Raw genomic sequence first — 13,883 nt, forward strand, 5'->3', positions numbered from 1 at the left:
AGAATTAGCGCTAACTTCGTCCGAGGGCTTCTTCATGCGTTGCCGACACATCTGCAGCTTGTTGATCGCGCTGGCATTTCTCACGATGTCGCTGCGCCCCACGCGAGCTCAAGAAGAGCTTGATGCGGAGACCTACAACAGCATTCTCAGGGCCGTGCAAGTCGCCAACGACAACGGCCGCTATAAGGAAGCCGAGCGCTACGCGCGTCAAATCAAGGCCAACGACGAGCGGTATGACCCGCAGAATTTTATCTGGAGGCTCCTGCTCGGCCTGTCAATCAAGAATCAAAGCCGCTTCGAAGAAAGCAGGCCGCTGCTGGAATCGTACGTAGAGCTGTGCAAAAAGACGTACGGCGATGAGATCCGCACGGTAGAAGGCCTGACGACGCTCGGCGGCTTGTATGTGGAATTGGACTTGCTCGACAAGGCCACGGCGGTGCTGGAAGAAGGGTTGAAGATGGGCGTGCGCACGCTCGGCCCCGACGACGATCTGACACTCGCTGCGCAGGGCAACCTGGCACTCGTGTATCAGAGCAGCGGTGACTGGACGCGCGCGGTGCCGATGTATCGCGACATCATAAACCGGCAGCATCGGCTCAACCGGCGGGAGCTGATGCGATTGAATCCAATCTGCAATTTGGTGTTGCTGTATCAATCTCAAGGACGCTTTGACCTGGCCGAATCGCTGACCCACTACGGCCTGGGACTCGCCAAATCGTTTGGCTTGCCCACCAAGCATCCGAAGGTCATCACGCTGCTTGAACGCTTGGCCTTGAGTTACCAAAAACAGCATCGCCTGACCGAAGCCTTGTCGATACTGAAGCAGGCGCTGCAAGCCGCCGAAGGGACACTGGACGCCAACTCTGCCGAGATCGGCTCGCTGTGCCACAACCTCTCCGCGTGCTACTCGGAACTTGGTGACCGCGAAAAGTCGAGACCATTCAGTGAGCGGTCGATCGCAATCCACATTGCCGTATTCGGCGCCGACCATCCGCGGCTGTGTGCTCAGTACGGCGCGCTGGGATGGGACCTGATCAATGACGAAAAATATGCCGAAGCCGAAACGGTGCTGCGGCGCGGCTTGGAAATCGCCGACCGCGTGACCGGCGTGAACGCGGAAGCTTCGAGTGCGTTGCGAACGATACTGGGGAACGCTCTCTTTCTGCAAGGAAAGCTCGACGACGCGGACAAGCTGTTGCAGCAGGCCGTACGGGACTTGGAAGCCCTCGGCAGCGATCAGAATCGGCGTCATGATGCGCTGCGTTTGCAAGCTCAAGTGCAGCACGAGCGCGGCGACAAACCTGGCGCTATCCGGCTGCTGCAAAAGGCGATTGAAGTGGCCGATGCGTCGCGAGTGTCAACGAGCGGCGGCGAATTTGAGCGGGCCTCGTACTATTCCAAGTTCAACTATTCCCACGAACTGCTCGCCGCCTGGCAAGCCGAGCTCGGCGAAACCGCGGCCGTCTTTGCCGCATTCGAACAGGCTCGCGCCAGGACCTTTCTGGAATCGATGAATCAAGCGGGAATCGATCTGTGGGCAGGCCTCTCGGTGGAAGCAAAAGCCCGCGGCCAAGAGCAACAAATCAAGCTGACCAGCCGAGTTTCGCAGCTGAATACGCAGTGGCTGGAGCTTCCTGTGCCCAGCCCACGCGAAGATGCTGCCGTGGACCAGCAGCGCCGGCAACTCGCGCGTGATTTACTGATCGCGAAGGATTCGCTCTATGAATTCGAACGCAATCTGCGGAACTCCAGCCAGGCCTATCGTCAACTCATCGCCACGCAACCCAAGGTGTTCGAACTGTCCGCAGTGCAGCAACGTCTGGTGGGTGAGAAGACGCTGCTGCTGAGTTACTTTGTCGGTTACTACAACAGCTATCTGCTGGCGATTTCGCCGACATCCGCCCAGTTGCACGAGTTAGTGGTCTCTGAGCGAGATGCAGCGACTCTCGGGCTGATTGCTGGACCGCTGACACGGGAAGATCTGCAAAAAGTTTTGCTCGGCGACGGGAAAACGGGCGTGCTGCAACGCCTAGCAAGCAAAGAGCCGCTGGGCGATGCCGAGGCCAAATTGCACGGGCTGTGGAATGCGTTGCTGCCGGAACAGCTGCGCGGCGAAGTTACCGGCGGTAAGCTCGAGAAGCTGATCGTTGTTCCGGATGGCCCGCTGTCGCTCCTACCGCTGGAAGCGTTGATTGTCGAACGCTCGCCCACGGTCTATTTGCTCGATGTCGCACCGCCGATCGAGTACACGCCCTCCGCAGCTGTCCTCATGACATTAACCGAACGCCCGGCAGTTGCCACCCAGAAGGAGCCAGTGCTCACGCTCGGCAATCCACTCTACAACCGCGGCGATAAGACGCGCAGCACGCACACGCCGCTGCCATTCACTGGCACGGAATCGCGCTGGGTGGCCGAAACATACCGCAAAGCCAACGCGCCAGCGGTGCAGTTCCAGGGAGCAACGGCTACTGAAGCCAACATCCGTGCAAACATTTCCGGCCGTGAGATTATCCACTTGGCCTGTCATGGGTCGAGTGACAATACGTACGGCAATTTCTTCGGCTCGCTGTCGGTGGCTCCCGGCCAGAAAGTTGGCGATCCTCAGGACGATGGCGAGCTGACTTTGGCGGAGATTAACTCGCTCGATTTGAAGGGATGCGAGCTAGCAATCTTGAGTGCTTGCTTAACCAACCACGGCCCCCAGCAACAAGGCGAAGGCGTGTGGGCCCTGTCGCGCGGGTTTCTGGTCGCGGGTGCTCGGCGAGTGGTGGCCAGCGATTGGATCGTTGACGATGCCGCAGCCGGCAGCCTGATCAGTATCTTTTGCAGTCGCCTAGCGCAGGATCGGCAAGCAAAAAAGACAGCCGACTATTCCCAGGCGCTCCGCGACGCCAAGCGCTGGACACGCAATCAAGAGAAGTGGCAGCAACCGTATTACTGGGCGCCGTTCGTGTTCGTGGGACCGAAGTAGCTTCCCAACGAATTCTTACCGGTGAGGCTTGTTGCGTGACAATGGATTGCCATTGGCGATCTCTAAGACAGGCGATCTCCATTACTCTGCGCTCCGCGAGCGAGAAGAGTTTGCTTGTGAATGCTCAGCAGCACAGCGACGCTAGCTCTCCATTTCGACGAACCACGTAGTTCACACAATCTGGGCTATTCTCGGCCCAACTGCCTTCGAAGATTCCCACACGAATTTTCCATTTAGTCAAAGTTTGACGATTACGTCGTCGATAACAACCGCAACGATCCCCACAGTTGGGCGTGCGCGTTGCGCTCGTCTGATCAGGGCGTCGCTCAGGGGGGCCTGAGTACATCAATTTTGCCAGCACGTGCGATCGCGCGCTGCTGTCACGGCCTACTTGAACGGACGCACTGCTGGCACCTGCCGGCAGCAACAACTGAGGAATGGGGACGCGATGACCCGCCGCATTCAAACCTGGCAGACTCGATACGGGCGTTGGTTGCTCGTGGCTGTGATGAGCCTCGCTGGCTGTCACCCCACGCAGCCCTTCTACCTGCACGAAGATGGCGACTTGTCGCACTATCTCAACAAAGCCACGCAGCAGGAGACGCCTGATCTCAATCAGCCGCCGCTGCCCGAGGCCGCGCTGTCGCACGCGCCGCTCACGCTGAGCAATCCCGAATTCAAAGAGATTTGGGAGATCTCGCTGGAAGAGGTCGTGTCGATCGCCCTCGGCAACACCAAGCTGGTCCGCGGTGGTCAGCCGGCTCGCTTGCAGAACGGCACGCTCTTCGCCGGTACGCAAGAAGGCAACTTGTTGCAGCTCGGCAGCCGATCGTTCGCGTCGATCTACAGCCCAGCCATTCAAGGCTCGAACCCTGGCTTTCAAAACGATGGAGCCACGGTCGACGGCGGTGTGAATAACTCGCAGTTGGGTGAAGAAGCCGCCCTGTCGGCCTTCGATGCTCAGTTCAGCATGGTCGGCAACGGCCCTGGTGGTCAGAACGCGTTCCTCAACTACACCGACCGCCCGCGTAATATTGCCACGAACAACCCGACGTTCCCCTTCATTACGAAGACCGTTGACGGCGGCATCACGACTGCCATCAGCAAGCAATCGGCCGAAGGTACGACGTATACCGTCCGCAACAACACCGGTTACAACCGCGGTTTTAGCTTCGGCCAAAACGTGCAACCCCTCATCAGCACGTGGAATACCACGATGGAAATGGAAGCTCGCCATCCGCTGCTTCGCGGTCGCGGCACGCTGGTGAATCGCATGCCGGTCGTCATTGCCCGCATCGGCAACGACATCGAAATCATGAACCTGCAGGGTCAGCTGCTCGACATGCTGAACAACATCGAAATCCGCTACTGGGATCTCTATCTCGCCTACCGCAACTTGGAAACCGCCAAGGTGGGCCGAGACAGTGCTCTCATCACCTGGCGTAACGTTTACACCCGCTTCCGCGGTGGCCGTGACGACGAACAGAAAGAAGCTCAATCGCGGGAACAATATTACGCCTTCCGGGCGCAAGTCGAAACCGCGCTCCGCGAACTCTACAACAACGAAAACGAACTCCGCTTGCTCATGGGTATCTCGGCTGCCGACGGTCGGTTGATTCGGCCGAAGGATGACCCGAACCTGGCTCGCGTCACGTTCGATTGGTCCGAAATCATGGCCGAAGCGATCGCTCGCCGCCCCGAGCTCATCAGCAAGCGGTGGGAAATCAAGCAACGCGAAATGGAAATGATTCTGGCTCGCAATCGCTTGCTGCCGCAGCTCGATGTTGGTGCTGTGTACCGCTGGGTCGGCTTCGGCGATGACTTGATCAATGCCGACCGCAACGGCTTGAACTTCCCGGCCAAGGGTTCGACCGCTTGGGATGAACTGACCGAAGGCAACTACCAGGAATGGGGTGCGTTCTTCAGCATGACCATGCCGATCGGTTTCCGCCGCGAACTCGCCGGTGTGCGTCACGCTCAGCTGCGTCTCGCTCGCGAAAAGGCCGCCCTGGAAGACATGGAACTCGATGTGAACGTCGGCCTGGCCAAGGCTGTGCGTAACCTCGACGCCAACTACCAGCTCGCCCAAACGAACGCCAACCGCTGGGTTGCCGCTCAAACGGAAGTGGGTGTTGTCGAAAGCCAATACGAACTCGGTACCGTGACCCTCGACATCCTGCTCGAAGCTCAACGTCGCCGGGCTCAAGCTCAGAACGCCTTCTGGGTGGCCGTTGCTGAATACAACAAGTCGATCTCCGACCTGCACACGCGGAAGGGTTCGATCCTCGAGTACAACAGCATCTGCCTCGAAGAAGGTCCTTGGCCAGAAAAGGCTTACTTCGACGCTCTGCAGCGTGCTCGCGAACGTGACGCCGGTATCTACTTCAACTACGGTTGGACGCGACCCGAAGTCATCAGCCGCGGTGCCATGCCGCAGACCGGCTTCCACTCGGCCCCGGCCGTCGATGGTATGCCGAGCGAAATCTCGCTCGAATCGATCGAACGCCCCGCTGGTACGCCTGACGATGCTCCGATGTCGATCGATCCCTCGCCGGCTCCTGCCGATCCGATGCCGAACGTGGAACCGGCCCCGATGCCGGCTCCTGGTCGAGCCCGGATGACGCCTGAGTTCGGCACGTCGAGCTCGACCAGCAACGGCACGATTGGCACGGGAGTGGCTAACAACGGCAATCCGCTGCGAGGCGGTGGTGGTGCCTCACCGGCCCTGCGTCGCGAAGCTCTCGTGACGCGGTCGTCGGGCAGCACGTCGCCAAACGCTCGTACGGATGCTAAGGTAACTCCTGCGGCCTACTCCGAAACCGCAACTGCTCCTTAGTGATCGTACCTGCATCGTCGAATTGTTCTGTGGTTAAGACTCCGTCCCTGCCGCGAATCCGCCGAGTTGTCAAACTGCTCGGCATGATGCAGGGGGGACAGATTTATAACGTGCAGGAACTGGCAGACCTCTGCAAAGTTACCCGCCGCACCATCTTCCGCGATCTGGAAGTGCTCCGCGAAGCCGATGTCCCGCTCCTCTACAACGAAGAGCGGGGCGGCTATCAGATTCCCGGGCACTACTTTCTGCCGCCGACGCAGTTCACGGCCGAGGAAGCCTTCGCCCTGCTCGTCCTTTGTCGCCAACTGGGCGATAAGCGGATGATTCCGTTCTACACGGCCGCACAATCAGCGGCCGACAAGCTTTCGAACAACTTGCCCGAACGGCTGGTGGAATATGTCCGTAGCGTCTCGAGCGCGATTCGCATTCGCCTCGACGCCACGAACACGCTCACAGGACAAGAGCGTGTCTACGAGCAACTGTTGAATGCCATTTCACAGCGCTGCTGCGTGCGGATTCGCTACGAAAGCTTGCACGAACAGCGGCACATTCAAACCAAGCTCCATCCTTACCGGCTGCTGTTTCATCAACACACTTGGTATGTCGTGGGTCGATCATCGCTGCATCGCGAAGTGCGCACGTTCAACGTCGGCCGCATCAAAAAGATCCTGGTGCTGGAAGATCCCATCCGCATGCCGCGGAACTTCCGTATCGAGAACTATCTAAAAAACGCTTGGCGACTCATTCCCGAGGCCGGCGGCGATCGCGACGTGCGGATTCGCTTCTCGCCCAGGGTTGCGCAGAATGTCGCCGAAGTCAGCTGGCACAAAACGCAGCACACCAAATGGCTCGACGACGGCTCGCTCGAGTTTGCCGTAACAGTCACCGGCTTGCAGGAAATCAGCTGGTGGATCATGGGCTACGGCGATCAGGCCGAAGTGCTGGAACCGGCTGACCTGCGCGAGATGATTTGCGGACGAGCGCGGAAGATGCTCGAAGTGTACCAGCCGAAATAGTTCGCAGCCGCGGCAATCAGGTCCTGAATTTAGCCGCCAATTCAGCAATCGTCGCGCGCTCCGGCGCCGTAATCAGCGCTGGCTCGCCAGCGAACGGCCTGTGCAGCGCCAGCGAAATCTCATTTTGCCGCATGACGTTCGGCCAGAGCGATTTAGCAACCTTCTCCAAGCGGAAACCAGGTGGCAAATGCTTCTGGCTGTGAATTAAGTTGACTCCATAGCGAAACGTAGTGCGCGTGTGCTGCAGGAATTCTACGACCGGCAACGAGACATCGAGCTCGAGTCGATAGACCGAGCATTTCAGATCGGTCGCTGGTTTTGACAGCAGCAGCTCGCTGACGATCGACTCCAATCGATCGGCCAGTTCCACGTGCACTCCTTCGATCCAGACGTAGCCACTGGGCGGAAGCACGTCGCGCCAGCGACCATCTTCGAAAGGCGGCAGGATGGTGCTGAATAGGCCGTCGCGTTCCTGGATGGTGCAGTATTCGTACATGAGTGCAGTGTAAGCGGCGGCAGACGTCACGACTCATCTGTGATGGCAAACCGCACTCTTCGCAGCAGCCCACAACTGCCCAAATTCCGCACTGTCTCGCTCACGCGACGCACTAAATCAAGCTCCTGCGTCAGCCCGTCGTACTTGCACTATTCGCTCTTTAGTAATTTCCATTCTTCTGGCATACTCCCCGCGCTTATCGAAATTTCGCGGCCGCTCGATGCCGATAATCAGCCCTGCCGAAGTCATCGGGCCGCGAACAACGCTGCATTCGCAGTCACAACTTGTCTGGTTGGTCTTCTCTACAGTACGAGGCATGTCATGGCGGGTAAAACCCCTTCGCGCGCACGTTCGTCCAAGCCGTCTCCTTTCGCCGCGCGCCGTTTGCAAGTTGAATCGCTAGAGGACCGAGCCCTGATGGCGTCGAACATCGATGCCTTTGTCAGCTCGGGTGTGCTGACCATCGACGGCTCGAATCGCAACGACAGCATTGTCGTCCGCCTGGTGAAGTCCGGTAACAGCTACCAATATCAGGTCAGCGGCGTTTCGACTCGCTTCTCCGAAGCCAGTGTGACCTCGATCGTGGTCAACGGATACGAAGGGAACGACAGGATCGATCTTGGCTCGGGCCGGCCGAATCAGCCTGGCAAATTCATTACGGTTCCCACCACGATCAATGCGGGCGAGGGAAACGACACCGTCATTACGAGCAACGGTACGAACACAGTTGACCTGGGTGACGGCAACGACACCTTCACCGGTGGCGATGGCGACGACATTGTTCTCGGCGGCGAGGGGAACGACATCATCCGCGGCAACAAAGGGAACGATAATCTCTCGGGCGAAGGGGGCAACGATCAACTGATCGGCGGCGACGGCAATGACGTCCTCGTCGGCGGCGATGGCAACGACCTGTGCGATGGCGGTAACGGCGACGACAACATGCTCGGCGGCGATGGCGACGACAAGCTCGACGGCCGCGACGGCGACGACACGATTGCCGGTGGCGCTGGCAACGATATCATCACGGGTAGCGCCGGCGAAGACACACTCAGCGGTGACGACGGCGACGACAATTTGCACGGCGGCATCGGCAACGACGAATTGCATGGCGGCGACGGCAACGACATCTTGAATGGCTACGACGGCAATGACGCGGTCTATGGTGACGGCGGCAACGACACCATCTATGGCGGCAACGGCAACGATCAACTCGATGGCGGCGCCGGCAATGACACCATCCAAGGTGCTAACGGCAACGACGTGATCTACGGCGGCATCGGCAATGACAAGCTCGATGGCGGCGCCGGCGACGATCGCCTTGAAGGTGGCGACGGCAACGATACATTGCTCGGCGGCGCTGGGGCTGACATTCTCTACGGCGGTGCCGGCCAGGATTCACTCGACGGCAGCGCTGGAAATGATGAGTTGCACGGTGGCGACGGCAATGACACACTGCTCGGCGGCGCTGGCAACGATCGCATGTTCGGCGACGATGGCAACGACGTCTTCGATGCCGGTTCCGGCAACGACGTGCTCGACGGCGGCATCGGCAACGACCGCGTAAAGAATCGCAAGTCGCGAGACACTTATACGGACATCGATACGACGAATTTCTAACGAGCAGTTAGATTTCGAACTATTCTGGCAACTTCGGCGGCTTGACGTGCGGGTACGTCTCGCTGCTCAAACCTTCGGTGAGAAACTTCACCAGGTCGGCCTGATCTTCCTTGGTCAGCTTGAGGGGAAAGAGTTCTTCGTCAAGCTGCGGATTGGGATGGCCTCCCTTGTCGTAGTAGTCGACGACTTCGGCCAGCGTTTTGAATCGGCCGTCGTGCATATAAGGGGCGCTGCGCGCCACTTCGCGGAGCGTCGGCGTTTTGAACGAGCCTTTGTCCCCTTCGATCTTGGTGATCACGAAGCGGCCGAGGTCCGGCTTCTCTTTATCCATACCGACGCCGATGTTGTGAAAGGCGAAGTCGCTGAAGCTGTGTCCAGTGTGGCAGGCGCTGCAATTGGCTTTGTTGAAGAAGACCTTCATGCCACGCTGGGCTTGTTCCGACATGGCTTTCGTATCGCCCGCTTTGAAGCGGTCGTAGGGAGCATCGCCTGAGAGAATTGTCCGCTCAAATGCCGAGATCGCCTTGGCAATGCCGTCGGCCGTGACGTCGGTTTTGTAGAGAGCTTGGAATTGCTTCTTGTAGCCTTCGATCTTATTGAGCTTGGCAATCACTTCTTCCAGCGGCATGTCCATTTCGATCGGATTCTGAATCGGCCCGAGCGCTTGCCCCTCTAGTTGAGCAGCGCGACCATCCCAAAATTGCAACGCTGAATAAGCCGAGTTCACGATACTCGGCGCGCTGCGGCCACCCATTTGACCGCGGACACCGGTGGCAAAGGCTTCGCCATTCGACCAGCCTTTGTCCGGGTCATGACAGGAAGCACAGCTGATCGTGTTGTCCTTCGACAGTCGCTTGTCGAAGTACAGTTGCTTGCCGAGCTCGACTTTTTCTTCGAGGTGCGGATTGTCTTCCGGGTAAACCAACGCGGCGAGACCTTTCGGCAGCGTCGGAGCCGGTGGTTTTTGAGCGAAGGAAATCGGTGCGCCGATAACGGCAAATAAAACAGCAACGATCCAACAGCAATGAATACGCACGAGGATCACTCCTGACAGCGTGAGAGAGGCGGCTTTCGCGAGCCGGGAAACGGCCCAAGGCGGGAGATGCGACCCGCATTCTGCTCGCGCCGCACACTGCTGACAAGTGGCGAGATGCGATAGAATGGCCGAATGAAGAGCGTTTCCGCTTCCCAGCAAAGCTCCTGGAATCAACTCCAGCAGCAGATTGTCGATTGTGAAAAGTGTGCTCGGCTGCGCGAGTATTGTCAGGACATCGCCAGAACGAAGCGGAAGTCTTACTTAGAGTGGAGTTATTGGGGCAAGCCGGTGCCTAACTTTGGCACCGCGCCGGCGAAGCTGCTAATTGTAGGTCTCGCGCCAGCGGCGCACGGAGCTAATCGAACCGGGCGGATGTTCACCGGAGATCGGAGCGGCGAGTGGTTATATCGAGCGCTGCATCGGGCGGGATTCGCCAATCAGTCGCACTCGGAAGACGTCAACGACGGTCTCCGACTGATTGATTGCACCATCACCGCGATGTGCCATTGTGCTCCGCCCGACAATTCACCGTTGCCGACAGAGATTGCCGCCTGTCAGCCGTGGCTACAGCGAACCTTTGAGTTGACGCAACCGCGTGCCGTCGTCGCACTCGGGGGTTTGGCCTGGCGGGCGGTGCTTGATCACTTGCGAGCCACCGAGGAGTTCACGCCGAAGAAATTACCGACGTTTGCTCACGCGGCGGAAGTGAAAGTCGGGCCCCAACGCTGGCTCGTCGGCAGTTATCATCCCAGCCAGCAAAACACTTTTACGGGGCGACTGACCGAAGAGATGCTCGACGCGGTGTTTTCACGAGCAAAGGCGATTTTGAATTCATGAGTTCCTTTCAACCCAATCCACAACTCGCCGAAAACATCGCCCGTGTGCGCGCGGAGATCGCCGAGGCTACCGTGCGCTCGCGGCGTTCTGCTGATTCGGTTCGTCTGGTGGCCGCGACCAAGTACGTCGATGCTGCGACCACGCGCCAGGTGGCCGCGATCGGCGCGCTCGATCTGGGCGAGAGCAGGCCGCAAGAGATCTGGGCGAAAGCGCCGGAACTGACCGACCTGAAGATTCGCTGGCATTTGATTGGTCATTTGCAGCGCAACAAAGTTCGCCGCACGCTGCCTCTGGTCGCGTTAGTTCATTCCGTCGACAGTCTGCGGCTGATTGAGGAACTGCAGAGCGAAGCGGCGCGCATCGAACGAGTGCAGCCGATTCTGCTGGAAATAAACATCTCTGGCGATGCGACCAAGACCGGTTTCTCTGCGGCGGAAATTGAGCAAGCCATCGCAGCGACCGCCGCTTGTCAAAACCTGCAAGTGCAGGGGCTGATGAGCATGGCCGGTCTAGATACGGATGCCGCGACGGCTCAGAAACAGTTTGCCGCCGTGCGTGAACTGCGAGATCGATTGCTGGTGAACTCACCAGACAATGTTTCGCTCGCGGAACTCAGCATGGGAATGAGCGGCGACTTTCGCGAAGCGATCGCCGAGGGAGCGACGATGGTGCGGATTGGCTCAAGCCTGTTCGAAGGGCTCCTGTAATCCATGAAGCCTCTTGTCGGCCGTGTGCTCGCCATCGCCATTTTCTTTGCCTCCGGCGCCGCCGGCATGGTGTATGAAATCAGTTGGTCGCGACAGTTCGGCAATGTCTTTGGCCATACGGTTTCGACCGGCGCGATGGTGCTGTCGAGTTTTCTCGGCGGCATGGCTGTTGGTTATTGGCTGGCTGGAAAGTACCGCGGGCGTTGGTCCGCGCTCTCTGCGTATGGTTTGCTAGAGATCGTTGCTGCGGGTTGGGTTTGCCTCGTGCCAACGCTGTTGCAGTTCGGCGCGCGTACGGTGTTGGGATCTCTTGAGATCGGGCCGTTCGGTTTGTATCACGTGGCCCGCGCGCTCTTTTGCTTTGTGATTCTCTTGCCGGCCACGGCGTCGCTCGGCGGCACTTGGCCGTTGATGGCAGCGTTTCTCACGCAGCGTAAAGAGCGTTCGTCGGCATGGCTGAGCTTTGGTTACGCGACGAACACCGCCGGCGCGATGCTCGGCACGGTGCTGGCGACGACGTTTTTGTTGGTTACGGTTGGAGTTACGAACTCAAGTTACTTCGCCGCGGCCGTTTCGGCCGGATGTGGGTTGCTCGCGATCGGGCTCAGTGGAATCGCTGATCAGCGTGCGGTGAATACCTCCTCAAACGAAGCAGGACTTCGTTCTACGGAAGTCTTGTTGCCGTGGCGGTGGTGGTTGCTGGCGGTTGTTTCGGGGTTTTCGATTCTGGCGTTAGAAGTCTTGTACCTGCGGCTTTTCTCGCTGGTATTTCACAACAGCACGTACACCTTTGGTCTGGTCGTGACCGTGTTTTTGTTTGCCCTCGCGACGGGTTCAACGATCACCGGTTTTATCGGCGAGCGGTTGCGACCGCCACAGTTGATTGCGTGGTGCTGCGGCATCGGCGGACTGGGGATTGCTCTATCCATCGCGATCTTCACGCGCTGGACGCAGTTTCATTACTTCAGCGAGGGGGACAACTTCGTCGCCTATATCTTTTCGGCCCTCGGCTTTGTGAGTTGCGTGGTGCTACTGCCCGTCACCGCGCTCGGCATGATCCTGCCGACCACGTGGCGGGCACTCGAGCCGCAATCCTTGAATGAAGGTCAGATTGCTGGCCTCACTGCGGTCAGCACGATAGCCGGTGCGGTCGGTTCTCTGGCCGCAAGTTTCTTGCTGTCGGTTGTCGGCTTGTGGGGAAGCTTCGCGCTGCTGGTGATCATGTACTTGCTCATCGCCGTCGGTATGTTGGCCGTGCGGAGAGCGATTTGGGAATTAGCACTGCTTGGGTTGGTTGGTTTTGTGGCGATCGAGTTCAACTACTCGACGATGCACGAGACGACGACGCTGGAAGCGGGCGATAAGCTGTTGCAACGCTGGGAAAGTGCGTACGGCTGGATCGATGCGATTGAACTGAGCGATGGCTCGCGCTGCACGCGGCAGAATCTGCATTATGGTTTTGGCAACAGTCGCAACAGCGTGCAGCGTGACTATCGGCAGGGTCACTTGCCGTTGCTTCTGCATGGGAAAGCAAAGGATGCGTTGTTTCTCGGACTAGGAACGGGGCAAACTGCCGCGGCGGCGCTGAAGCATGACGAGCTTCAGAGCATCGTGGTGGTGGAGCTAATTCCAGAAGCGATCGAGGCCGCGCGCTATCTAAAAGAGACGAACCGCGGCTTGGTCGATGATTCTCGCGTGGAGATTCAGGCCAACGACGCCCGACGGTTTCTGCGCGGCAGCGGCCGGCAGTTCGATGTGATTGTGTCCGATCTGTTCGTGCCGTGGGAAAGTCACACCGGCTACTTGTACACGGTGGAGCACTATCGCGCGGGCCGTGCCTCGCTGCGCCCTGGCGGCCTGTTTGTGCAGTGGCTGCCGATGTATCAGATGGGGCCGGGCGATTTCGAACTCATCGCCAATAGTTTTGCGAAGGTCTTTCCACACACGACGCTCTGGTGGGTCCGCGCGTCAGCCAATTGGCCGGTGCTTGGGCTCGTTGGTTCCGAAACGCCGATTGAGTTTGCCGAAACCGCCGCCGCAAAGGGCTTTGTCGAGCATCATCCGCACTCCGGCCAGCAGGACGATTGGCTGGCCGATGGCAACTCAATTTTGTCGTACTACATCGGCGATTGGAGAGAGGGGACGGAACTCAACACGGATGAACATCCGCGAGTAGAATTCTCGGCGCCGATCGCGCATGTCGACAACCGCAAACTCCGCGGCGAGCGAATGCGGAGTTACTTCGAAGATGTTTTCGCCAAGCTGCCGCAAAACGGAGTCGAGACCGGCGGCGTCGAAGGATCAGCACTCAATCGTGCCTGGCGGCTCGCCCAGCAGCGCAGGCTGCTGGGGATTCCGTGATGC

Annotated in this window: 9 protein-coding genes; 7 read left to right on the forward strand and 2 right to left on the reverse strand. The window is 58.8% G+C overall.

Annotated features, from left to right (window positions below):
* The first annotated feature begins 34 nt into the window (after positions 1-34).
* The 3 genes from M9Q49_RS19880 (at position 35) to M9Q49_RS19890 (ending at position 6,823) form a co-directional block, all read left to right on the forward strand.
* Positions 35-2,971, forward strand: coding sequence for a CHAT domain-containing protein (locus tag M9Q49_RS19880; RefSeq protein WP_254510575.1), 2,937 nt, complete (start codon positions 35-37; stop codon positions 2,969-2,971).
* Between the two features lie 448 nt (positions 2,972-3,419).
* A complete protein-coding gene (locus M9Q49_RS19885) occupies positions 3,420-5,807 on the forward strand; it encodes a TolC family protein (protein WP_254510576.1) in 2,388 nt (795 codons plus the stop codon).
* 29 nt (positions 5,808-5,836) lie between these two features.
* Complete coding sequence (locus M9Q49_RS19890; protein ID WP_254510577.1) at positions 5,837-6,823, forward strand: helix-turn-helix transcriptional regulator; 987 nt, start codon at positions 5,837-5,839, stop codon at positions 6,821-6,823.
* Positions 6,824-6,839: 16 nt separating this feature from the next.
* Here M9Q49_RS19890 and M9Q49_RS19895 read toward each other — a convergent pair whose 3' ends face one another.
* Complete coding sequence (locus tag M9Q49_RS19895) at positions 6,840-7,349, reverse strand: hypothetical protein (RefSeq protein ID WP_254510578.1); 510 nt, start codon at positions 7,347-7,349, stop codon at positions 6,840-6,842.
* Between the two features lie 387 nt (positions 7,350-7,736).
* Here M9Q49_RS19895 and M9Q49_RS19900 point away from each other — a divergent pair, with 387 nt between their 5' ends.
* Complete coding sequence (locus M9Q49_RS19900; protein ID WP_254510579.1) at positions 7,737-8,939, forward strand: calcium-binding protein; 1,203 nt, start codon at positions 7,737-7,739, stop codon at positions 8,937-8,939.
* 19 nt (positions 8,940-8,958) lie between these two features.
* Here M9Q49_RS19900 and M9Q49_RS19905 read toward each other — a convergent pair whose 3' ends face one another.
* Complete coding sequence (locus M9Q49_RS19905) at positions 8,959-9,975, reverse strand: cytochrome-c peroxidase (protein WP_254510580.1); 1,017 nt, start codon at positions 9,973-9,975, stop codon at positions 8,959-8,961.
* A 132-nt stretch (positions 9,976-10,107) separates the two neighbouring features.
* Between M9Q49_RS19905 and M9Q49_RS19910 the strand changes: the two genes are divergently transcribed.
* Genes M9Q49_RS19910 through M9Q49_RS19920 form a run of 3 tightly spaced genes read left to right on the forward strand, consistent with a single transcriptional unit; the run spans position 10,108 to position 13,880 of the window.
* Entirely contained in the window at positions 10,108-10,812 is a 705-nt protein-coding gene (locus M9Q49_RS19910; protein ID WP_254510581.1) for a uracil-DNA glycosylase, read from the forward strand.
* Positions 10,809-11,519, forward strand: coding sequence for a YggS family pyridoxal phosphate-dependent enzyme (locus tag M9Q49_RS19915; RefSeq protein ID WP_254510582.1), 711 nt, complete (start codon positions 10,809-10,811; stop codon positions 11,517-11,519). The genes M9Q49_RS19910 and M9Q49_RS19915 overlap by 4 nt, the downstream gene beginning before the upstream one ends.
* 3 nt (positions 11,520-11,522) lie before the next feature.
* Entirely contained in the window at positions 11,523-13,880 is a 2,358-nt protein-coding gene (locus tag M9Q49_RS19920) for a fused MFS/spermidine synthase (protein ID WP_254510583.1), read from the forward strand.
* Positions 13,881-13,883: the final 3 nt, after the last annotated feature.

It is taken from the genome of Anatilimnocola floriformis (genome assembly GCF_024256385.1).
Lineage (GTDB): Bacteria > Planctomycetota > Planctomycetia > Pirellulales > Pirellulaceae > Anatilimnocola > Anatilimnocola floriformis.